The 20,121-nt window shown below is 52.7% G+C and carries 19 protein-coding genes; 9 read left to right on the top strand and 10 right to left on the bottom strand.

Annotated elements, in window-relative coordinates; genetic code table 11:
• Positions 1-35: 35 nt before the first annotated feature.
• A complete protein-coding gene (locus tag OGY19_RS16025) occupies positions 36-866 on the bottom strand; it encodes an N-acetylmuramoyl-L-alanine amidase (protein ID WP_286596796.1) in 831 nt (276 codons plus the stop codon).
• The gene (locus OGY19_RS16030; RefSeq protein ID WP_001160725.1) at positions 863-1,186 is read right to left on the bottom strand and encodes a heavy metal-binding domain-containing protein; all 324 of its coding nucleotides are present in this window, start codon (positions 1,184-1,186) and stop codon (positions 863-865) included. The genes OGY19_RS16025 and OGY19_RS16030 overlap by 4 nt, the downstream gene beginning before the upstream one ends.
• Before the next feature lie 126 nt (positions 1,187-1,312).
• Here OGY19_RS16030 and OGY19_RS16035 point away from each other — a divergent pair, with 126 nt between their 5' ends.
• The 6 genes from OGY19_RS16035 to artJ all read left to right on the top strand — a co-directional run bounded on the left by OGY19_RS16035 (position 1,313) and on the right by artJ (position 5,833).
• Positions 1,313-1,828: a lipoprotein gene (locus OGY19_RS16035; RefSeq protein ID WP_115602268.1), complete on the top strand. Its 516-nt coding sequence runs from the start codon at positions 1,313-1,315 to the stop codon at positions 1,826-1,828.
• 225 nt (positions 1,829-2,053) lie between these two features.
• On the top strand, positions 2,054-2,782 hold the full coding sequence (gene artP, locus OGY19_RS16040; RefSeq protein ID WP_003027295.1) for an arginine ABC transporter ATP-binding protein ArtP: 729 nt from the start codon (positions 2,054-2,056) through the stop codon (positions 2,780-2,782).
• A 16-nt stretch (positions 2,783-2,798) separates the two neighbouring features.
• The gene (gene artI, locus OGY19_RS16045) at positions 2,799-3,530 is read left to right on the top strand and encodes an arginine ABC transporter substrate-binding protein ArtI (protein WP_003027298.1); all 732 of its coding nucleotides are present in this window, start codon (positions 2,799-2,801) and stop codon (positions 3,528-3,530) included.
• A gap of 6 nt (positions 3,531-3,536) precedes the next feature.
• Entirely contained in the window at positions 3,537-4,253 is a 717-nt protein-coding gene (artQ, locus tag OGY19_RS16050; protein WP_040231854.1) for an arginine ABC transporter permease ArtQ, read from the top strand.
• Positions 4,253-4,921 carry an arginine ABC transporter permease ArtM gene (artM, locus tag OGY19_RS16055; protein WP_048212073.1) on the top strand — a complete coding sequence of 223 codons (669 nt, stop codon included), beginning with the start codon at positions 4,253-4,255 and terminating at the stop codon, positions 4,919-4,921. The genes artQ and artM overlap by 1 nt, the downstream gene beginning before the upstream one ends.
• A gap of 180 nt (positions 4,922-5,101) precedes the next feature.
• Positions 5,102-5,833: an arginine ABC transporter substrate-binding protein ArtJ gene (gene artJ, locus OGY19_RS16060; RefSeq protein ID WP_115602269.1), complete on the top strand. Its 732-nt coding sequence runs from the start codon at positions 5,102-5,104 to the stop codon at positions 5,831-5,833.
• Positions 5,834-6,010: 177 nt separating this feature from the next.
• On the opposite strand, the gene phoH is transcribed toward artJ, so the two are convergent.
• The 5 genes from phoH to putP form a co-directional block, all read right to left on the bottom strand.
• The gene (gene phoH, locus OGY19_RS16065; protein ID WP_005122110.1) at positions 6,011-6,799 is read right to left on the bottom strand and encodes a phosphate starvation-inducible protein PhoH; all 789 of its coding nucleotides are present in this window, start codon (positions 6,797-6,799) and stop codon (positions 6,011-6,013) included.
• 520 nt (positions 6,800-7,319) lie between these two features.
• The gene (gene efeB / locus OGY19_RS16070; RefSeq protein WP_048212075.1) at positions 7,320-8,603 is read right to left on the bottom strand and encodes an iron uptake transporter deferrochelatase/peroxidase subunit; all 1,284 of its coding nucleotides are present in this window, start codon (positions 8,601-8,603) and stop codon (positions 7,320-7,322) included.
• Positions 8,604-8,608: 5 nt separating this feature from the next.
• Positions 8,609-9,736: an iron uptake system protein EfeO gene (efeO, locus tag OGY19_RS16075; protein ID WP_286596799.1), complete on the bottom strand. Its 1,128-nt coding sequence runs from the start codon at positions 9,734-9,736 to the stop codon at positions 8,609-8,611.
• A 58-nt stretch (positions 9,737-9,794) separates the two neighbouring features.
• The gene (gene efeU, locus OGY19_RS16080) at positions 9,795-10,628 is read right to left on the bottom strand and encodes an iron uptake transporter permease EfeU (protein ID WP_061067658.1); all 834 of its coding nucleotides are present in this window, start codon (positions 10,626-10,628) and stop codon (positions 9,795-9,797) included.
• 213 nt (positions 10,629-10,841) lie between these two features.
• Positions 10,842-12,350: a sodium/proline symporter PutP gene (gene putP, locus OGY19_RS16085; protein WP_115602271.1), complete on the bottom strand. Its 1,509-nt coding sequence runs from the start codon at positions 12,348-12,350 to the stop codon at positions 10,842-10,844.
• A 422-nt stretch (positions 12,351-12,772) separates the two neighbouring features.
• Between putP and putA the strand changes: the two genes are divergently transcribed.
• Positions 12,773-16,735: a trifunctional transcriptional regulator/proline dehydrogenase/L-glutamate gamma-semialdehyde dehydrogenase gene (gene putA, locus OGY19_RS16090; RefSeq protein ID WP_286596802.1), complete on the top strand. Its 3,963-nt coding sequence runs from the start codon at positions 12,773-12,775 to the stop codon at positions 16,733-16,735.
• Positions 16,736-16,793: 58 nt separating this feature from the next.
• A complete protein-coding gene (locus tag OGY19_RS16095; protein WP_061067656.1) occupies positions 16,794-17,189 on the top strand; it encodes a lysozyme inhibitor LprI family protein in 396 nt (131 codons plus the stop codon).
• Here the strand turns inward: OGY19_RS16095 and rutR are convergent.
• The 3 genes from rutR to OGY19_RS16110 form a co-directional block, all read right to left on the bottom strand.
• On the bottom strand, positions 17,186-17,824 hold the full coding sequence (rutR, locus tag OGY19_RS16100) for an HTH-type transcriptional regulator RutR (RefSeq protein ID WP_101741504.1): 639 nt from the start codon (positions 17,822-17,824) through the stop codon (positions 17,186-17,188). The genes OGY19_RS16095 and rutR overlap by 4 nt on opposite strands.
• Positions 17,825-17,882: 58 nt before the next feature.
• A complete protein-coding gene (locus OGY19_RS16105; RefSeq protein WP_048212081.1) occupies positions 17,883-18,797 on the bottom strand; it encodes a DMT family transporter in 915 nt (304 codons plus the stop codon).
• A 162-nt stretch (positions 18,798-18,959) separates the two neighbouring features.
• Entirely contained in the window at positions 18,960-19,133 is a 174-nt protein-coding gene (locus tag OGY19_RS16110; protein ID WP_003036022.1) for a con-10 family general stress protein, read from the bottom strand.
• Positions 19,134-19,518: 385 nt separating this feature from the next.
• On the opposite strand from OGY19_RS16110, the gene wrbA reads away from it, so the two are divergent.
• Positions 19,519-20,115, top strand: coding sequence for an NAD(P)H:quinone oxidoreductase (gene wrbA, locus OGY19_RS16115; protein WP_003832057.1), 597 nt, complete (start codon positions 19,519-19,521; stop codon positions 20,113-20,115).
• Positions 20,116-20,121: the final 6 nt, after the last annotated feature.

Below are 20,121 nucleotides of genomic sequence, written 5' to 3' on the forward strand. Positions count from 1 at the left end.
ATAAGCGAAGCGCCATCAGGCATTGGTGTTCTGCGTTAACCCTGCCCGTATTTTTCCAGTAACGCTTCGGCAATCGCCTGAGTTTCTGCGTCCGCCACGCCGTTCCACAACGTGGGGCGGAAGTGCATCTGGAAGGCCATAATCACCCGCTGCTGTTCGCGCGGCGTCATTTCAGATTTTACCTCATAGCCGTAACGCGACAGCAGATCGAGTAAAGATGCGGTTGCTACCGGCGTATGAGGCGCTCGCCCGGCAAGATAAAACGCCACACGCTGAGCATCCGGCCACGCGCCAATGCCCTGTTCGGCCAGCACTTTCCATGGGAAAAGCGGTCCGGGATCGTCCTTACGTTGCGGCGCGATGTCCGCATGGGCTACCACGTTCTGCGGTTTGATGTCGTAGCGGGCGATAATATCTTTCGCCAATGGGATCAGCGCCTGAATCTGCGCGGGCTCAAACGGCGCAAAATATTTTATCCCTGCCGACTTTTGCCAGCCGCGATTTTCCAGCTCAATGCCAATCGAGGTATCGTTAATACGCGTAGCGCCACGCCAGAAGCTAATCCCCGCATGCCAGGCCAGATCTTTTTCCGGCACCAGTTGCCAGATACGAGGTTTGCCGTGGTAGAGCGGCGGCACAGCCGGGATCAGATAGTGCGAGCTGACGTTTTTATCGGTCAGCGTAGCCAGAGAAGAGTCAAAATCATCGGCCGTGTAATGGATAACCAGTACTTTAATGCGCGGGTAAGCAGCCTGCGCCTGACGGCGGGTATCTAACTGATACCCGTCTTTGTCGACAATCCCTTTTTCGCCAGCACATCCCACCAGCAACAGCGTAAATGCCAGCAGACACAACAGACGCTTCATCGGCGAGTTTTCACCGCGGTACCGCTGACGCTCACCATCAGCATACTGCCGTCTTTGCCCACGGTTTCGTAATCAATATCAATACCGACCACCGCATCAGCACCCAGCGCTTTCGCCTGTTCGCCCAACTCCTGGAAAGCAATTTCACGCGCTTTACGCAGCTCTTTTTCATACGCGCCGGAGCGACCGCCGACAATATCGCGAATGCCGGCGAAAAAATCGCGGAAGATATTCGCGCCTAAAATGGCTTCGCCAGTAACAACACCGCAGTATTCCACGATGCTCTGCCCTTCCAGCGTAGGGGTAGTCGAAAACTGCATGGTTAATCTCCTTTTTGCGCTAAGAGCACGATCTCAAAAGCATTATCGAACCGATCCACTATCATTGAAAGGATATATTCTATCAACGTAGAACACTAATAGTAGAAAGCTAATAAGGAAATCATTATGCGCTACTCGAAACTCTCTCTGCTGGTTCCCTGTGCACTCCTTCTCAGCGCCTGTACTACCGTGACGCCGGTTTATAAAGATAACGGCGCGCGTAGCGGTTCATGCGTAGAAGGTGGGCCAGACAGCGTGGCTCAACAATTCTATGATTACCGTATTCAGCATCGAAACAACGATCTTACCGCCCTGCGCCCATACCTCAGCGACAACCTGGCAAAACTGCTGAACGATGCCAGCCGTGATAACGCGCATCGCGCTCTGTTTAACAGCGATCCGTTTTCCAGTCGTGCCACATTACCAGATAGCGCCAGCGTCGCCAGCGCATCAACCATTCCGAATAGCGATGCACGCAATATTCCGCTGCGCGTAGAGCTTAAACAAGGCGATCAGAGCTGGCGCGATGAAGTGCTGATGATCCGCGAAGGCCAGTGCTGGGTGATCGATGATGTGCGTTATCTGGGCGGCAGCGTACACGCGCCAGCCGGGACGTTGCGCCAGTCTGTCGAAAACCGTTAATCGCGCCATTTGCTCGCCCAAATCATAACCCCCATTAATTGTCTGGCATTCTGCATAGAATGCCGACAATTATTCTTGCCCACTGGTAGCCCCGCTATTTTGTGCTATGTTTAGATAAGAATGCGGTTTGCATTTAACTTTTAACGCATAAATATTGCATAACTATTCTGTCAAAGGTAGTATCTGCGGCTTCAATAGCTATCAGACTGCCAGTATCGAGTGTCAATGAGTATTCAATTAAACGGCATTAACTGCTTCTACGGCGCACATCAGGCGCTGTTCGATATCACGCTGGATTGCCCTCAGGGTGAAACACTGGTGTTACTTGGCCCAAGTGGAGCCGGGAAAAGCTCGCTACTGCGCGTACTCAACCTGCTTGAGATGCCGCGCTCGGGCACGCTCTCTATTGCGGGTAACCGTTTCGACTTCACGAAAACCCCGTCAGATAAAGCCATTCGGGATCTGCGTCAAAACGTGGGCATGGTCTTTCAGCAATATAATCTTTGGCCGCATCTCACGGTGGTGCAGAACCTGATTGAAGCGCCCTGCCGCGTACTCGGTCTGACAAAAGAGCAGGCGATGGCGCGCGCCGAGAAACTGCTGGAACGTCTGCGCCTGAAGCCATACAGCGATCGCTATCCGCTGCATCTCTCCGGTGGCCAGCAGCAGCGTGTGGCTATTGCCCGCGCATTGATGATGGAGCCACAGGTATTGCTGTTTGATGAGCCTACCGCAGCGCTTGATCCGGAAATTACCGCCCAAATCGTCAGCATCATTCGTGAGCTGGCAGAAACCAATATTACTCAGGTGATCGTCACCCACGAAGTGGAAGTTGCTCGTAAAACGGCCAGTCGCGTGGTGTACATGGAAAACGGTCATATCGTCGAGTTTGGGGATGCGAGCTGCTTTGCCAACCCGCAAACCGAAGCGTTTAAAAACTATCTTTCTCACTAAGATTCGGGACAATACAATGAAAAAAGTTCTGATTGCCGCACTAATCGCAGGTTTTAGCCTTTCCGCTACCGCAGCCCAAACCATTCGTTTCGCCACCGAAGCGTCTTATCCTCCATTTGAATCGATCGATGCTAACAACAAGATCGTAGGGTTTGACGTTGATCTGGCGAATGCGCTGTGTAAAGAGATTGACGCTACCTGTACCTTCACCAATCAGGCCTTCGACAGCCTGATCCCGAGCCTGAAATTCCGTCGTTTTGACGCGGTGATGGCCGGTATGGACATCACGCCTGAACGTGAAAAACAGGTTCTGTTCACCACTCCTTATTACGACAACTCTGCGCTGTTTGTTGGCCAACAGGGTAAATACACCAGCATTGATCAGCTGAAAGGCAAAAAAGTCGGTGTTCAAAACGGTACTACGCACCAGAAATTCATCATGGATAAACATCCGGAAGTGACTACCGTGCCGTATGACAGCTATCAGAATGCCAAACTCGATCTGCAAAACGGTCGTATTGACGGCGTCTTTGGTGATACCGCAGTAGTAACGGAATGGCTGAAAGACAATCCGAAACTGGCCGCGGTTGGCGACAAAGTCACGGATAAAGATTACTTCGGTACCGGTCTGGGCATTGCTGTGCGCCAGGGTAATACCGAGCTGCAGCAGAAATTTAACGCTGCGCTGGAAAAAGTGAAGAAAGATGGGACTTACGAGACCATCTACAACAAATGGTTCCAGAAGTAATATTTGATGAATGAATTTTTTCCTTTAGCAAGCGCCGCCGGGATGACCGTCGGCCTTGCCGTTTGTGCGCTGATCATCGGCCTCGCGCTCGCCATGTTTTTTGCCGTCTGGGAGTCCGTAAAATGGCGTCCAGTGGCATGGGCAGGTTCAGCGCTGGTCACCATTCTGCGCGGGTTACCAGAAATTCTGGTGGTTCTGTTTATCTATTTCGGCTCCTCACAGTTGCTACTGACGCTGGCCGATGGCTTTACGATCAATCTCGGATTTGTACAAATTCCGGTGCAGATGCAGATCGAAAACTTCGACGTCAGCCCGTTCCTGTGCGGTGTGATTGCGCTGTCATTGCTGTACGCCGCTTACGCGTCGCAAACGCTGCGTGGCGCGCTGAAGGCCGTACCACTCGGGCAATGGGAATCAGGCCAGGCGCTGGGTTTATCTAAAACCGCGATTTTCTTTCGCCTGGTGATGCCGCAAATGTGGCGTCACGCGCTGCCGGGGCTCGGTAACCAGTGGCTGGTATTGCTGAAAGATACCGCGCTGGTCAGCCTTATCAGCGTGAACGATCTGATGCTGCAAACCAAGAGCATCGCTACCCGTACCCAGGAACCCTTTACCTGGTACATTGTGGCGGCCGCTATTTACCTGGTGATTACACTGGTGAGTCAGTACATTCTCAAACGCATTGACCTGCGCGCGACACGTTTTGAGCGGAGACCGGGCTGATGCTTGAGTATTTACCTGAATTGTTGAAAGGGCTACATACCAGCCTGACGCTGACGGTCGCCTCCATCGTAGTTGCTCTGGTGCTGGCGCTGATTTTCACTGTCATCCTGACGCTTAAGACGCCGATTGTGGTCTGGCTGGTTCGCGCCTATATCACGTTGTTTACCGGTACACCGCTGCTGGTGCAAATTTTCCTGATCTACTACGGACCAGGGCAGTTCCCTGCGTTGCAGGAATATCCGGTGCTCTGGCATTTGCTGTCAGAACCGTGGCTGTGCGCGTTAATCGCGCTGTCCTTAAACAGTGCGGCCTATACCACGCAACTGTTTTACGGTGCGATTCGAGCAATCCCGGAAGGCCAGTGGCAGTCCTGTGGTGCGCTGGGGATGAGCAAAAAGGATACGCTGGCCATTCTGCTGCCGTACGCCTTTAAACGCGCCCTCTCCTCATATTCCAACGAAGTGGTGCTGGTATTTAAAAGTACCTCACTGGCTTACACCATCACCCTGATGGAAGTCATGGGTTATAGCCAGCTGCTGTACGGTCGCACTTATGACGTGATGGTTTTCGGCGCAGCCGGCGTGATTTACCTGATCGTCAACGGCTTGCTGACGCTGATGATGCGCTTAATCGAACGTAAAGCGCTGGCGTTTGAACAGCGTAATTAAGCCGAATAACTGCATAAACTGAAAAACACAAGACGGGCAAGTGTCACAATTGCCCGTCTTTTTTTATGCCAATAAAAATATTTAATCATTTTTATTGCATACAAATTCATTAAATGGCATTGTTAATCCACGCCGCAGACACGGTAAATAATCATAAGATTGACAGACGGGAGTTCCACCATGAAAAAGTTAGTACTGGCCGCATTACTTGCTACTTTCGCCGCTGGCGCCTCAGCTGCAGATAAAATTAATTTCGGTGTATCAGCGACTTACCCGCCATTTGAGTCGCTGGACGCCAGCAATAAAATTGTCGGTTTTGACATCGACCTGGCAACGGCACTGTGCAAACAAATGCAGGCAGAATGTACTTTCACCAATCACGCTTTCGATAGCCTGATCCCCGCGCTGAAATTCAAGAAATATGATGCGGTGATTTCCGGCATGGACATCACGCCTGAACGTAGCAAGCAGGTTTCCTTCACCCAGCCGTACTATGCCAACTCAGCGCTGGTAATTGCGAAGAAAGACACCTATAAAAGCTTTGATGATCTGAAAGGCAAACGTATTGGGATGGAAAACGGCACCACGCACCAGAAATACCTGCAGGACAAACATCCTGAAGTAAAAACCGTGGCCTACGACAGCTATCAGAATGCGATTATCGACCTGAAAAATGGCCGTATTGATGGCGTATTTGGCGACACTGCCGTCGTCAATGAGTGGCTGAAAACTAATCCACAGTTAGGTACTGCAACGGCAAAAGTCACCGATCCGCAATACTTTGGTACGGGTCTTGGAATTGCTGTTCGCCCGGATAACAAAGCACTGCTGGAAAAACTGAACAGTGCGCTGGCCGCCATCAAAGCGGACGGCACGTACCAGAAAATCAGTGACCAGTGGTTCCCACAGTAACCTCAGTTTTATTTAAAAAGCCGCGACCAGCGGCTTTTTTATAGCTATTTTCCCATGCGGGATACAACGTGAACACCTGACCTCACCAACAATGTTGGCCACGCCATCAGTCCGTTGTGCTCATAGGGGTACAAAAAACAAAGCCCGGTTTCCCGGGCCTTGAAGACGCAAAACAGATCAATTGTAAGCATTGAGCGTCCGCTGACACAGTGCCGAGCGAACGCAATCATCTTTGTTGAATCGAACGATCCCAATCATGTCATCTTCTTCGAAACGGGCCAGCGCATCGCTTAGCCCTGAACGAACATGAGCGGGGAGATCGCACTGGGTAATATCCCCATTCACAATCACCGTCACATTCTCTCCGAGGCGAGTCAAAAACATCTTCATTTGCGCAGCAGTCACATTCTGAGCCTCATCCAGAATAACAACAGCATTTTCAAATGTACGTCCCCGCATATACGCGAACGGCGCGATTTCTACCTTACCAATCTCAGGTCGCAGGCAATATTGCATAAAGGAGGCTCCCAGACGTTTTACCAGCACGTCATAAACCGGACGAAAATAGGGAGCGAACTTCTCGGAGACATCCCCAGGTAAGAAGCCGAGGTCTTCATCAGCTTGCAGAACTGGACGGGTTACAATGATCCTGTCCACATCTTTGTGGATCAGGGCTTCTGCTGCTTTCGCCGCGCTGATCCAGGTTTTACCACACCCGGCTTCACCGGTGGCGAAGATCAGCTGCTTGCTCTCGATAGCATTCAGGTAGTGCGCCTGAGCTTCATTTCGCGCCGTGATCGGTGTGGCGTCGCGGCTATCACGCGCCATACCAATCGCTTCTACGCCGCCCATCTGCACAAGCGAGGTGACCGATTCATCTTCGCGCTGTTTATGGCTACGCGAATCCCGCCTCAGCACACGTTTTGCTTCGCGACGAGCTTTGATCACTGCTTTTTGTCTTCCCATGGATAGCACCTTGAGTTGTAGGTATACATCACACGCGCCGTTGGCGGCACGATTATGCGCACGAACATCTGAGGGTTGGCTTCCTTGTAAGCCATTGCCTGCCTTCGGATAAGACACCATACACGGCTACGCGCACCGTACAGGGTGTCAGTTACAAGGATAAGAAGTGAAAGGGAGAGAGATTTAACGGTGACGAGATGGCTACCGGAAGAGAAACGTCCGCGTAAGGGACTGCAATAACGTTGAAAAACATGTCCAGTACAGGACTTTTCCATTCGCGATCTCCATAGTGAACGACTATCACCGCCGGGAACTACCGCTATTACTTATAATTACATCATAACCCTTCGTTAATGCAACAATATTTTTACTTATTGTTAACTTAATTTCATCTTATCGCCAGCAACAGTCTCTTGCAGAGAGATGACAGAATTATTTCAGTCGCCGCCGATCATGAAAAATAATTTTTTCATTCATCAGAGTGTCAGGAAATGCCCCGCCGCACTGCGGGGCACAATCATCATGCTTCGAGCAGGGCCTGTCCCAGATAATGGTCTGCAGTTTTGACGCCCGGCAAGGCAAAGAAGTATCCCCCACCAATAGGTTTGACATACTCCTCAAGCGCTTCACCGTTCAGACGTTTCTGCACCGTCAAAAACCCTTTTTCCAGGTCGTGCTGATAGCAAACAAACAACAGTCCCATATCCAGTTGACCAGAATTGGTCACGCCGAGCGAATAGCTGTAGCCACGGCGCATCATCAAACTGGAGTCAGTCTCTTTGGTGCGCGGATTTGCCAGACGGATATGGCTGTCGAGTGCAATTACCTCGCCTTCGGGATCGTTGGCGTAATCCGGCACATCATGCTCGTGCTGCATACCCAGCGGTGCGCCGGTATGTTTATCGCGGCCGAAAATCGTTTGCTGCTCTTTAAGCGGCGTACGGTCCCAGAATTCCACGCGGAACTGGATGAGCCTGACGGCCTGATAGCTACCATCTTGTGCCCATGCCGGTTCCCCCTGCTCCGCAGTGACCCACACCACGTTTTGCATCAGCGTTGCATTGGCTGCGTCGGGATTCGCGGTTCCATCCTTAAATCCCAGCAAATTGACAGGTGTCTCTTTACCTTTACTGCGTGCGGCGTGGTCGGAAATAAACCCTTCCCGCTTCCAGCGCACGCTGAGCAGATCAGGCGTGTGCTTAATGATATCGCGCAGCGCATGGATAACGGTGTCCTGCGTGTTGGCGCAAATCTGCAACAGCAAATCGCCATGACATAACGCAGCATCCAGTGAGTCATTCGGAAAACGCGTCATTTTTTGCAGTTTTTTCGGCATCTGTGCTTTCAGACCATAGCGATCATCAAACAGTGAAGATCCAACCGACAGCGTCATCGTCAGATTATCCGGCGCTATGTATGCCCCAAGAATACCGGAATCCATTGGCGGTAAACGTGGATTCGGCGTTTCTGGTGCCGGCCCACCGGTGGTTAGAAACGCAAACCGGCTGGTTAGTAAACGAAACAGACGCTCAAGATCAGCTTTATCACTGGCGAGCACATCGAACGCCACCAGCATCATTGAGGCTTGCTGCGGCGTCAGGATCCCGGCCTGGTGCTGGCCATAAAACGGTTGTTGTTCACTGCGTGCATCAGGTGACAGTGTTCCCGGCGCGCTTTGCGTTTTTTGCGCGTGAGCGACCGGGCATCCACCCGCCAGCGCCAGCGCCCCACCCAGGGCGCCCATCCCTTTCAGTAAACGTCGGCGTGACGGTTCGCTCACGCCGTTTTCATTATCTTGCTGCATAGTGCTTAATCCAGACCCAGAACACCGCGTAATTGCGACAAGTCTTCCGCCAGCGTCGTGATTGGCCCTTTCAGCGCATTGCGATCGGCATCGGTCAGTTTGTCATAGGTTTCAAAACCGTCTTTGGTACGGTACTTGCTCAGAATGGTATCGACTTTTTTGAAGTTCGCATCCACCTTCGCCAGCAGTTCAGCATTGGATTTTTGTAATTGAGGACGCAGGAGATCGACAATTTTCTGCGCGCCATCGACGTTAGCCTGGAAATCCCACAGATCGGTATGGCTGTAGCGATCTTCTTCCCCACTGATTTTGCTGGCAGCAACTTCTTCAATCAACCCTGCTGCTCCGCCAACCACTTTAGACGGTGGGAAAGCCAGCTCGCTAATACGCGTTTGCAGGTCAAGAACATCACTGTTTAATTGGTCGGCGTACTTGTCCATACCTTTAGTGGTATTGTCGCCAAACAGCGCTTTCTCCAGGCGGTGGAAGCCGGTGAATTTCGGATCGGCGGCTTTTTGCTCATAGTCATCTTCACGCGCATCAATGCTGCCGTCGAGATCGGAGAACAGTTCAGCAATCGGTTCAATACGCTCATAATGCTGACGGGTTGGCGCATACAGCGATTTCGCTTTTTCCAGATCACCTGCTTTAATCGCATCGGTGAAGGCTTTCGTGCCTGTCACCAGTTGCGCGGTTTCTGCCGTTACATAGGCTTTGTATTCAGTAATCGCGCCGCTCAGACTCAGCAGAGCGTCGCTGTGCGCGGCATCTGCCGTTGCAGTCCCCTTCACGATCAGCTTGCCTTTCGGGTTGTTCAGCAGACCGCAGGTCATATCATATTCACCCGGCTGCAGATTAGCCGTCATTTTCTGGCTAAAGCCTGGTGCAATGTTTTCGCGCTCTTCAACCACCATAACGCCTTTAAGAATTTCCCACTCCAGCGCTTTCTGGCTGTGGTTCTGGATGATGAACTGCGTTTTCCCGGCATTCACCGTGATGGTCATCGGCTCACACTGTTTGTCGTTAACCGTGACTTTCACCTGCGGAATATCGGCGGCTTGTGCAGAAAAAGCGGATGCAAACAGCGCGGCAATACCCAACTGCAGCGCACTACGGCGAAAATTAAACGTCATAACCTATCCCTATAAATAAGTATGTTGTAACTAAAAAGTATTCTGCATCGCGTTTTTATCAAGGTGCGGTACGCGATGCCGTAGTGCCTGAACGCGGCGGTAGTGCAAACATAATCAATGCCGGAATCAGATAGATAAACCAGACAGCAACTTCACTGACGCTTGGCGCTTCCTGATAACCGAAGATCCCTTCCATCAATGTGCCAAACAGCGAATGCGTTGACAGAACGCTGCTCATATCAAACGCCACATCCTGAAAATGATTCCACAACCCAGCTTCGTGGAATGCACGAATGGCCCCAGCGGCAAGACCGGCAGCTACCAGCAAAATGAACAGGCTGGTCCATTTAAAGAATGCCCCGAGGTTGAGGCGAATGCCGCCGAGGTAAATCAGGTATCCCAGTACCACTGCGGTAGCCAGTCCCAGCATCGCACCTAGCGGTGGCCAAATACCCACATCCTGCTGGAATGCCGCCAGCAGGAAGAAGACAGACTCCAGCCCTTCACGGGCAACGGCAAAAAAGACCATCATCACCAGCGCCCAGCCATGATGATTGCCTTTCTGTAACGCGTTATCGACAGCCTGTTCCAGTTGTACTTTGACGTTGCGCGATACTTTACGCATCCAGAAGACCATCCAGGTCAGGATCACCACGGCAATGAGCGCCACGATGCCTTCAAACAGCTCCTGTTCTTTTTGCGGAAATTCACCGGTGGTTTCGTTGATGAAAATGCCTAACGCCAGGCACAACGCCGCCGCCAGCAGAACACCAATCCACATCACACCAATCCATCGACCGCGCTGAGTCCGTTTCAGGTAGCTGGCAATCAGGCTGACAATCAGCGCGGCCTCTAACCCTTCGCGCAACATAATTAGAAATGGAACAAACATGCGAAGAACCCTTAAACGTTATTCTCGGTCAATTGATGAAAAGAAAAGTAAATTACAGTGATAGTGATTATCATTACAGCAAAGAAAAACTCAAGCAGAATGTTTTGAGAATGATGACTGAATGTAAAAGGTTAGGTAGGTAACGGTTATGACGGTTTTACGACCGGGTCAATAAAAAAGCCCGCACACGGCGGGCTTGAGGACAGAGGCTGATTATTCTTCCTGCAAACGCGACGGCGGTGCTGAATGATAATGCGCATCAGCCTCGGCAAAACGTTTCTGCATTGCTTCTGATGGCGCTTTCCCCCACAGACTGAAGACCACAATCCCGATGCTGCCGAACACGAAGCCCGGGATGATTTCATACAGGCCCAACCAGGCAAACTGCTTCCAGACGATAACCGTCACTGCACCAATGACCATCCCTGCCAGTGCGCCGTTACGGGTCATACGCGACCACATTACGGAGAACAGAACAACCGGACCAAAGGCAGCACCAAAGCCAGCCCAGGCGTAGCTCACCAGGCCGAGCACACGGTTCTCTGGGTTTGCCGCCAGCGCGATGGACACCAGCGCCACGACCAGCACCATGATACGCCCAATCCATACCAGCTCTTTCTGGCTGGCATTTTTACGCAGGAACGCTTTGTACAAATCTTCGGTAATCGCACTGGAGCATACCAGCAGCTGGCAGCTCAGCGTCGACATCACCGCTGCAAGGATCGCAGACAACAGAATACCGGCGATCCATGGATTGAACAGGATCTGCGCCAGTTCAATAAACACACGCTCAGCATTCTGGTTCACGGCACCCGCCAACGACGGGTTGTTATTGAAGTAAGCAATGCCGAAGAACCCAACGGCAACCGCGCCAGCCAGACACAGGATCATCCAGGCCATGCTAATGCGGCGAGCATGAACGATGCTATGGTGGGAATCTGCAGCCATAAAGCGCGCCAGAATATGCGGCTGACCGAAATAGCCCAGACCCCAGCCCATCAGGGAAATGATGGCAACAAAATTCAGCCCTTTGAACATGTCCACGTTCTCAATGCTCTTTTGTTTAATCACTTCCAGCGAATCGTCAAACCCACCCACGCCAATAATAACCATCACCGGCGTCAGGATCAGGGCGAAGATCATCAGGCTGGCCTGGACGGTATCGGTCCAGCTTACTGCCAGGAAACCACCGATAAAGGTGTAAATGATCGTCGCGGCCGCGCCCGCCCACAGCGCGGTTTCGTAGCTCATACCAAAGGTGCTTTCAAACAGACGCGCCCCTGCCACAATCCCTGAAGCACAATAGATGGTGAAAAACAGCAGGATAACCAGTGCTGAGATAATTCGCAGGATACGACTTTTATCTTCAAAACGGCCGGTAAAATAATCCGGCAACGTCAGCGCGTTGTTATTGTATTCGGTGTGTACACGTAAACGCCCGGCCACCAGTTTCCAGTTGATCCATGCCCCTAATACCAGACCGATAGCGATCCAACTTTCTGAAATCCCCGACAGGAAAATCGCGCCAGGCAGCCCCATCAGCAGCCAGCCGCTCATGTCAGATGCCCCGGCGGACAACGCCGTTACGAACGGACCCAGACTGCGTCCACCCAGAATATAATCGTCAAAGTTTTTGGTCGAACGCCAAGCAATAAACCCTATCAATATCATGCCGAAAATATAGACACAGAATGTCACTAACATCGGTGTGCTAATAGCCATCAAAACTCTCCAAAATTATGTATCAGCAATGCCGTGGCTTGCCGTTTTATTACCCTGCCGGAACGTGGCAAAGATATCTATGTTGACCAGGGCGACCGTATCCTGCCGGAAGCGATGGTTATTCACAATCGATTTAACACACCATTTACATCAAATTTGATCCAGAGTAGATAGCATTTTTCTGTAGGTTGCACTCTCTCACATTTTTTTCGGTTGCACCTTTTAAAAGTGTTAACTACCGCAGAGAAAAAGATTTTGTAATTTTTACAGCCCACATCATAAAACTCACATTTATTAACATTTCATTCATTTCCAAGCTTGCAAACCAAGTCACATTTAACACGGTTGCACAAAGTTGCAACATAGTGGATATTTCTCGGTAACTATCAGACCCGTATTTCAGTACAACAGGAGTAAACGGCATGGGAACCACCACGATGGGGGTTAAGCTGGATGACGCCACTCGCGAGCGTATTAAAACAGCAGCATCACGAATCGATCGCACGCCACATTGGCTGATCAAACAAGCCATCTTTAATTATCTCGAAAGACTGGAAAATGACGACGCGCTTCCTGAACTACCGGCCCTGCTGGCGGGTGCCGCGAATGAGGGTGAGGAGCCAACCACGCCGCAGAATGAAGCGCACCAGCCTTTCCTTGAATTTGCCGAGCAGATCCTGCCGCAGTCAGTTTCCCGCGCAGCAATCACCGCCGCGTACCGCCGCGCCGAAACCGACGCAGTGCCGATGCTGATGGAGCAGGCTCGTCTGCCGCAACCCATCGCTGAGCAAGCGCACAAGCTGGCGTACGATCTGGCCGACAAACTGCGTAACCAGAAAACCGCCAGCGGCCGCGCCGGGATGGTACAAGGTTTATTGCAGGAGTTCTCCCTATCTTCACAGGAAGGCGTCGCGCTGATGTGTCTGGCGGAAGCCTTGCTGCGTATTCCTGATAAGGCAACCCGCGATGCGTTAATCCGCGACAAGATCAGCAACGGCAACTGGCAATCGCACATTGGACGCAGCCCGTCACTTTTCGTCAACGCGGCGACCTGGGGGCTGTTGTTTACCGGTCGTCTGGTTTCTACGCATAATGAAGCCAGCCTTTCACGCTCACTCAACCGTATTATCGGCAAGAGCGGTGAACCACTGGTGCGTAAAGGCGTCGACATGGCAATGCGCTTGATGGGCGAGCAGTTTGTCACCGGAGAGACTATCGCCGAAGCGCTGGCTAACGCGCGTAAACTGGAAGAAAAAGGTTTCCGCTACTCTTATGACATGCTGGGCGAAGCGGCTCTAACCGCCGCTGATGCCCAGGCTTATATGGTTTCGTACCAACAGGCGATCCACGCCATTGGCAAAGCCTCAAACGGGCGCGGCATCTATGAAGGGCCGGGCATTTCTATCAAGCTGTCGGCGCTGCATCCGCGTTATAGCCGCGCGCAGTATGACCGCGTGATGGATGAACTCTATCCGCGTCTGAAGTCGCTTACTCTGCTGGCCCGCCAGTACGACATCGGTATCAATATTGATGCTGAAGAGGCAGACCGACTGGAGATCTCCCTCGATCTGCTGGAAAAACTGTGCTTTGAACCTGAGCTGGCGGGCTGGAACGGTATCGGTTTTGTTATCCAGGCCTACCAGAAGCGCTGCCCGTATGTTATCGACTACCTGATTGACCTCGCCACGCGCAGCCGCCGTCGCCTGATGATCCGCCTGGTTAAGGGCGCCTACTGGGATAGCGAAATCAAACGTGCGCAGATGGACGGTCTGGAAGGCTATCCGGTTTACACCCGTAAGGTGTACACCGACGTTTCCTATCTGGCCTGTGCGAAAAAACTGCTTGCTGTACCGAATCTGATCTACCCACAGTTCGCCACCCACAACGCGCATACGCTGGCGGCGATTTATCAGTTAGCCGGTCAAAACTACTATCCGGGTCAGTACGAGTTCCAGTGCCTGCACGGTATGGGCGAACCGCTATATGAGCAGGTCACCGGTAAAGTCGCTGATGGCAAGCTGAACCGTCCATGCCGCATTTATGCGCCGGTCGGCACGCACGAAACGCTGCTGGCGTACCTGGTGCGTCGTCTGCTGGAAAACGGCGCCAACACCTCATTCGTCAACCGTATTGCAGACACCACCCTGCCGCTGGACGAACTGGTTGCCGATCCAGTCGAAGCTGTTGAAAAACTGGCACAGCAGGAAGGTCAGGCCGGGCTGCCGCATCCGAAAATTGCCCTGCCGCGTGACCTGTACGGTAAAGGCCGCGAAAACTCAGGCGGGCTGGATTTAGCTAACGAACATCGTCTGGCCTCGCTGTCCTCTGCCCTGCTCAACAGCGCGCTGCAAAAATGGCACGCTAAGCCAATACTCGAACATCCGGTTGCTGACGGTGAAATGACGCCCGTCGTCAACCCGGCCGAACCGAAAGACATAGTCGGTTACGTGCGTGAAGCGACTCACAGCGAGGTGGAACAGGCATTACAGAACGCGGTAAATAACGCGCCGATCTGGTTCGCCACACCGCCACAAGAGCGCGCCGCTATTTTGCATCGCGCCGCCGTTCTGATGGAAGGCCAGATGCAGCAATTGATTGGCATTCTGGTGCGCGAAGCAGGTAAAACCTTCAGTAACGCCATTGCGGAAGTGCGCGAAGCGGTCGACTTCCTGCACTATTATGCCGGCCAGGTGCGCGATGACTTCGATAATGAAACCCATCGTCCGTTAGGCCCGGTGGTCTGTATCAGCCCATGGAACTTCCCGCTGGCTATTTTCACCGGACAGATTGCTGCCGCACTGGCGGCGGGCAATAGCGTGCTGGCGAAACCTGCGGAGCAAACCCCACTGATTGCCGCCCAGGGCATCGCAATCTTGCTTGAAGCGGGAGTCCCGCCGGGCGTGGTGCAACTGTTGCCTGGTCAGGGTGAAACGGTCGGGGCGCAGCTCACTTCCGATGAGCGAGTTCGCGGCGTGATGTTTACCGGCTCCACGGAAGTCGCCACGCTGTTACAACGCAATATCGCGACTCGTCTCGATGCGCAGGGGCGTCCAATCCCGCTTATCGCCGAAACCGGTGGGATGAACGCAATGATTGTCGACTCCTCCGCATTGACGGAACAAGTCGTGGTCGACGTTCTGGCCTCTGCCTTTGACAGTGCCGGACAACGCTGCTCGGCACTGCGCGTCCTGTGCCTGCAGGATGATATTGCCGACCATACGCTGAAAATGCTGCGCGGCGCGATGTCGGAATGCCGCATGGGCAACCCGGGCCGCCTGACTACCGATATCGGGCCGGTTATCGATGAAGAAGCCAAAGCCAATATTGAGCGCCATATTCAGGCCATGCGCGCCAAAGGACGTCCGGTATTCCAGGCCGTGCGCGAAAATAGCGACGATGCGCGGGAATGGCAAACCGGTACCTTTATCGCCCCGACGCTTATTGAGCTGGAAAGCTTCGATGAATTACAAAAAGAGGTGTTTGGTCCGGTACTGCACGTCGTGCGTTACACCCGTAACACTCTGGGCAGCCTGATTGAGCAAATTAATGCCTCCGGCTACGGTCTGACGCTGGGCGTGCACACCCGCATCGATGAAACCATCGCCCAGGTCACGGGATCGGCACATGTGGGTAACCTGTACGTTAACCGCAATATGGTCGGTGCCGTTGTCGGCGTACAGCCATTCGGTGGCGAAGGCTTGTCAGGCACCGGACCCAAAGCGGGTGGACCGCTGTATCTGTACCGCCTGCTGGCAAACCGACCGGAAAATGCGTTAGGCATTACGCTTGCGCGTCAGGATGCAGACTACCCTGTCGATACACAGCTTAAATCAGCGCTGATTCAACCGCTGGAAGCGCTCACCGCATGGGCAATCGATCGCCCGTCGCTGCATGCGCTCTGTCAGCAGTTTGGCGAACTGGCACAGGCCGGAACGCAACGCCTGCTGCCAGGACCAACCGGCGAGCGCAATACCTGGACGCTGTTGCCGCGCGAACGCGTGCTGTGTATCGCCGATGATGAGCAGGATGCACTGGTACAGGTTGCCGCGGTGGCTTCCGTAGGTAGCTTAATCCTGTGGCCGGATGATACATTCCATCGCGACCTGGCAAAACGTCTGCCAACTGCGGTTTCCGGGCGTATTCAGTTTGCCAAAGCGGACAACATCACCTCGCAGCCGTTTGATGCCGTTATTTTCCACGGCGATTCCGATCAGCTTCGCGCATTGTGCGAATCTGTGGCAGCCCGCGAAGGGGCGATTGTCTCGGTCCAGGGCTTTGCCCGTGGCGAAAGCAATATTCTGCTGGAGAGGCTGTACATTGAACGTTCCCTGAGCGTCAATACTGCCGCTGCCGGGGGGAACGCCAGCCTGATGACAATCGGCTAAGGTTGTGGTTAATTAAGGCTCCGGCAACGGAGCCTTTTTTATGAAGCCAGAGGGAAGCATGAAACGAATTGTACTGACCTGTGCCGCACTGCTGCTGAGCGGCCAGGTGCTGGCGGATGACTGCGCCAACGCGAACACGCAGATTGAGATGAACACCTGTGCGGCAGAGCAGTATAAGGCGGCCGACGCCAAACTTAATGAAACGTACCAGAATGCGCTGAAGCGCGCCGCTCCAACCCAGCGCGATTTACTGAAAAAAGCGCAAATATCCTGGATAACTCTGCGCGATGCGGACTGTGCGTTAATCAGTTCAGGTACCGAAGGCGGTAGCGTTCAGGCGATGATTTCCAGCCAGTGCCTGACGGATAAGACCAACGAGCGCGAAGCGTTTCTCGCCTCGCTCTTACAGTGCGAAGAGGGTGACTTAAGCTGCCCGTTACCGCCGGCAGGTTAACGCACGCGGATCCCTTCAATAATCATCCGCTGCACGCTCTCAACGGTTTGGTTAAAAAAGGCTTCATCACGCAGCGTTGCGCCCGTCACTGCCTCTACCTGTGGGGCAAAATCGGCGTAATGCTGGGTTGAAGCCCAAATCATAAAAATCAGATGATGCGGATCGACCGGCGCCAGCTTCCCGCTTTTAATCCACCCAGCAATCAGCGCAGATTTCTCATCAATCAGCGTTTTGAGATCGCCAGTTAACTCAGCCATCAACAACGGCGCGCCTGCCAGCATTTCCATACAAAATAGTCGCGATGCCTGGGGATAATCGCGGGACACTTCCAGTTTGAGTCGGATGTACTCTTTAATCGCCGACAGTGGCGCAAAGTCCTCGCGAAAGGCCTTTAGCGGTGCCAGCCAGATATCGAGGATCTGGCGTAATACGGCAATATAGAGCACTTCTTTAGAAGGGTAGTAATAAAGCAGATTCGTTTTAGACACCCCCGCCAGTTCCGCAATCTGCTCCAGACGCGTGCCATGAATGCCATACTGGGAAAAGACATTTAATGCCGCGGTTAAGATAGCCTGGCGTTTTGCACTCACGGCCTGCGAGCGTTTACCTGTTTTTTTCTCTGCGCCTTGAGCCATGCACCCTCTCCTTGTTCTGAGGGCGCCAGCATAACAAATCGCACACTGAAACGTTAAATTAAAGCGACTCGGGCGGAGCCTCCTGCTGGACGGCTTTCTTCTTTTTGAACTTGAGTTCGCTGACCAGTACGCCAATGATAATGAATGCCGCCCCCAACAGAGCAAGCAGCGGCAGACGTTCCCCTGCGAGTCGACCAAAAATCCCCGCCCATACAGGCTCACCGGTATAGATTACCGTTGCGCGTGTCGGCGAAACGCTGCGCTGCGCCCAGTTCATGGTGACCTGGATAATCGCACTGAAAATCCCCAGCCCCAGCGCCACCACCAGCAATCCGGTAGACATTGGCGGTACGGTCTCTCCGGCTGGTCCCATCGCAATAAACGCCACTATCGAAGCAGTTGCCAGTTGCACTACCGTTACCCGCCGTACATCCACTTTTCCCGCCCACGCGCTAATCAGGATAATTTCCGCCGCAATCGCCACCGCACCGGCGAGCGTGATCCACTCTCCTTCGCCCAAAGCCAGCAAATTGCCTCCTGGCCCGGCGAGAAAAATCAACCCGATAAAAGCCAGCACAATACCGACACACGGCATCAGTCCGGGCATACGTCCCAGACACAGCCATTGTAAAAGCGGTACCAGTGGCACGTACATCGCAGTAATAAACGCCGATTTACTGCTGGGAATAAACTGTAGTCCCCAGGTTTGCAGACTATAGCCCAGCGCAATGGCGATACCGATTGCCACGCCTGCTTTGAATTCCAGCCACGTTAGCTTATGCAATGTGCGTAACGACAAAAGCGCGACCGCCAGCGCGGCGGTGGCAAAACGCACGCCGACAAAGAAAAAGGGACCGCTCAGCGTGACAGCATATTGCACAGCCAAAAACGTTCCGCCCCAGAACATGGTGATCACAATAAGGATCGCCTCCTGGGGTTTAACAGAGAAGGAATAACGAGAAAGTAATGACATGAGACACCCGATTATCTGAATGTCATTAGTCTGCGTTGCGTTTTGTTACAGTTCAACCTTGCAGACAAAAAAAACCGCCGGAACGACCCGGCGGCGGTGGCGACGTAACGTCTGTCTCTGAACACTCAGCCGTCACGATATCTCTAACAGACAGCCCGACAATTACGATTTGTTATTGCCGTGACTATTCTTGCCCCCTTTTTTTCCTGCTTCTGAAGCGCGTTGCGGGTCATTCTTGAAGTTGCCCCCGCTGTGCTGGCCACCTTTTCGACCTGCTTCTGATGCTCTTTCGCGGTCTTCCGCAAAGTTGCCGGAACCGCCCCGATGGTTTGCCATTACTGACCTCCGTCATTGATTAGCCATCATATTGCATAGGTACTGAGGAGTGATACCTCACGCAGCGCAAGGGCCGTGCCCTGATTTTTACTGCGTGGGATTAAGCATAGTGAAGAGTAACCGGATAACCGGCGAACTGTAATATTCTGCAACAGGAATGGCCGCCAGATGTTAATAATCGCGGCATGAAATCAATAAGTCTTTCTTATGGCTACCAAATTCCGCTCGGTTAAAAATGTATCATTTTGCAACAAAAACAGTTGTTATAAAAATTGTTATAAATCAAAGAAGTGATTGTGAAATTTGCACTCCTGGCCGTACGTCATATCTTTAAAGGGAGGTAGCGAATCGCTACGGACACAGTTAACTCGAGGAGTAGTGTAAAATGGCAAAAGTTCTGGTGCTTTATTATTCCATGTACGGACACATTGAAACTATGGCCCATGCAGTCGCAGAAGGCGCAAATAAGGTAGATGGCGCGGAAGTGATTATTAAGCGCGTACCAGAGACCATGCAGCCTGAGATTTTCCTCAAGGCTGGCGGCAAAACCCAAAACGCACCAGTCGCCACCCCGCAAGAACTGGCTGATTACGACGCCATTATTTTTGGTACCCCGACACGCTTTGGCAATATGTCCGGCCAGATGCGCACCTTCCTCGACCAGACTGGCGGACTGTGGGCTTCTGGCGGCCTTTACGGCAAACTCGCCAGCGTATTCAGCTCAACAGGCACTGGCGGCGGTCAGGAACAAACCATTACATCAACCTGGACAACACTTGCCCACCATGGGATGGTGATTGTACCCATCGGTTATGCGGCGCAAGAACTGTTTGATGTCTCACAAGTTCGTGGAGGCACACCTTACGGCGCAACGACCATCGCCGGAGGCGACGGCTCTCGTCAGCCAAGTCAGGAAGAGTTATCTATCGCCCGCTATCAGGGTGAATATGTCGCGGGTCTGGCAGTAAAACTCAACGGCTAATCTTCA

Origin of the sequence: Citrobacter sp. Cy070 (genome assembly GCF_030332245.1) — a bacterium.
In the GTDB taxonomy this organism is placed as follows: Bacteria; Pseudomonadota; Gammaproteobacteria; order Enterobacterales; family Enterobacteriaceae; genus Citrobacter; species Citrobacter youngae.

Excerpts from the sequence above, each read along its gene's own strand:
- rutR (WP_101741504.1), bottom strand. The coding sequence starts at position 17,824 with ATGGCTCAAGGCGCAGAGAAAAAAACAGGTAAACGCTCGCAGGCCGTG.
- efeU (WP_061067658.1), bottom strand. The coding sequence starts at position 10,628 with ATGTTTGTTCCATTTCTAATTATGTTGCGCGAAGGGTTAGAGGCCGCG.
- efeB (WP_048212075.1), bottom strand. The coding sequence starts at position 8,603 with ATGCAGCAAGATAATGAAAACGGCGTGAGCGAACCGTCACGCCGACGT.
- artM (WP_048212073.1), top strand. The coding sequence starts at position 4,253 with ATGCTTGAGTATTTACCTGAATTGTTGAAAGGGCTACATACCAGCCTG.
- OGY19_RS16105 (WP_048212081.1), bottom strand. The coding sequence starts at position 18,797 with ATGTCATTACTTTCTCGTTATTCCTTCTCTGTTAAACCCCAGGAGGCG.
- efeO (WP_286596799.1), bottom strand. The coding sequence starts at position 9,736 with ATGACGTTTAATTTTCGCCGTAGTGCGCTGCAGTTGGGTATTGCCGCG.
- OGY19_RS16110 (WP_003036022.1), bottom strand. The coding sequence starts at position 19,133 with ATGGCAAACCATCGGGGCGGTTCCGGCAACTTTGCGGAAGACCGCGAA.
- putP (WP_115602271.1), bottom strand. The coding sequence starts at position 12,350 with ATGGCTATTAGCACACCGATGTTAGTGACATTCTGTGTCTATATTTTC.
- wrbA (WP_003832057.1), top strand. The coding sequence starts at position 19,519 with ATGGCAAAAGTTCTGGTGCTTTATTATTCCATGTACGGACACATTGAA.
- OGY19_RS16095 (WP_061067656.1), top strand. The coding sequence starts at position 16,794 with ATGAAACGAATTGTACTGACCTGTGCCGCACTGCTGCTGAGCGGCCAG.
- phoH (WP_005122110.1), bottom strand. The coding sequence starts at position 6,799 with ATGGGAAGACAAAAAGCAGTGATCAAAGCTCGTCGCGAAGCAAAACGT.
- artJ (WP_115602269.1), top strand. The coding sequence starts at position 5,102 with ATGAAAAAGTTAGTACTGGCCGCATTACTTGCTACTTTCGCCGCTGGC.
- OGY19_RS16035 (WP_115602268.1), top strand. The coding sequence starts at position 1,313 with ATGCGCTACTCGAAACTCTCTCTGCTGGTTCCCTGTGCACTCCTTCTC.
- artP (WP_003027295.1), top strand. The coding sequence starts at position 2,054 with ATGAGTATTCAATTAAACGGCATTAACTGCTTCTACGGCGCACATCAG.
- artQ (WP_040231854.1), top strand. The coding sequence starts at position 3,537 with ATGAATGAATTTTTTCCTTTAGCAAGCGCCGCCGGGATGACCGTCGGC.
- OGY19_RS16030 (WP_001160725.1), bottom strand. The coding sequence starts at position 1,186 with ATGCAGTTTTCGACTACCCCTACGCTGGAAGGGCAGAGCATCGTGGAA.
- OGY19_RS16025 (WP_286596796.1), bottom strand. The coding sequence starts at position 866 with ATGAAGCGTCTGTTGTGTCTGCTGGCATTTACGCTGTTGCTGGTGGGA.
- artI (WP_003027298.1), top strand. The coding sequence starts at position 2,799 with ATGAAAAAAGTTCTGATTGCCGCACTAATCGCAGGTTTTAGCCTTTCC.
- putA (WP_286596802.1), top strand. The coding sequence starts at position 12,773 with ATGGGAACCACCACGATGGGGGTTAAGCTGGATGACGCCACTCGCGAG.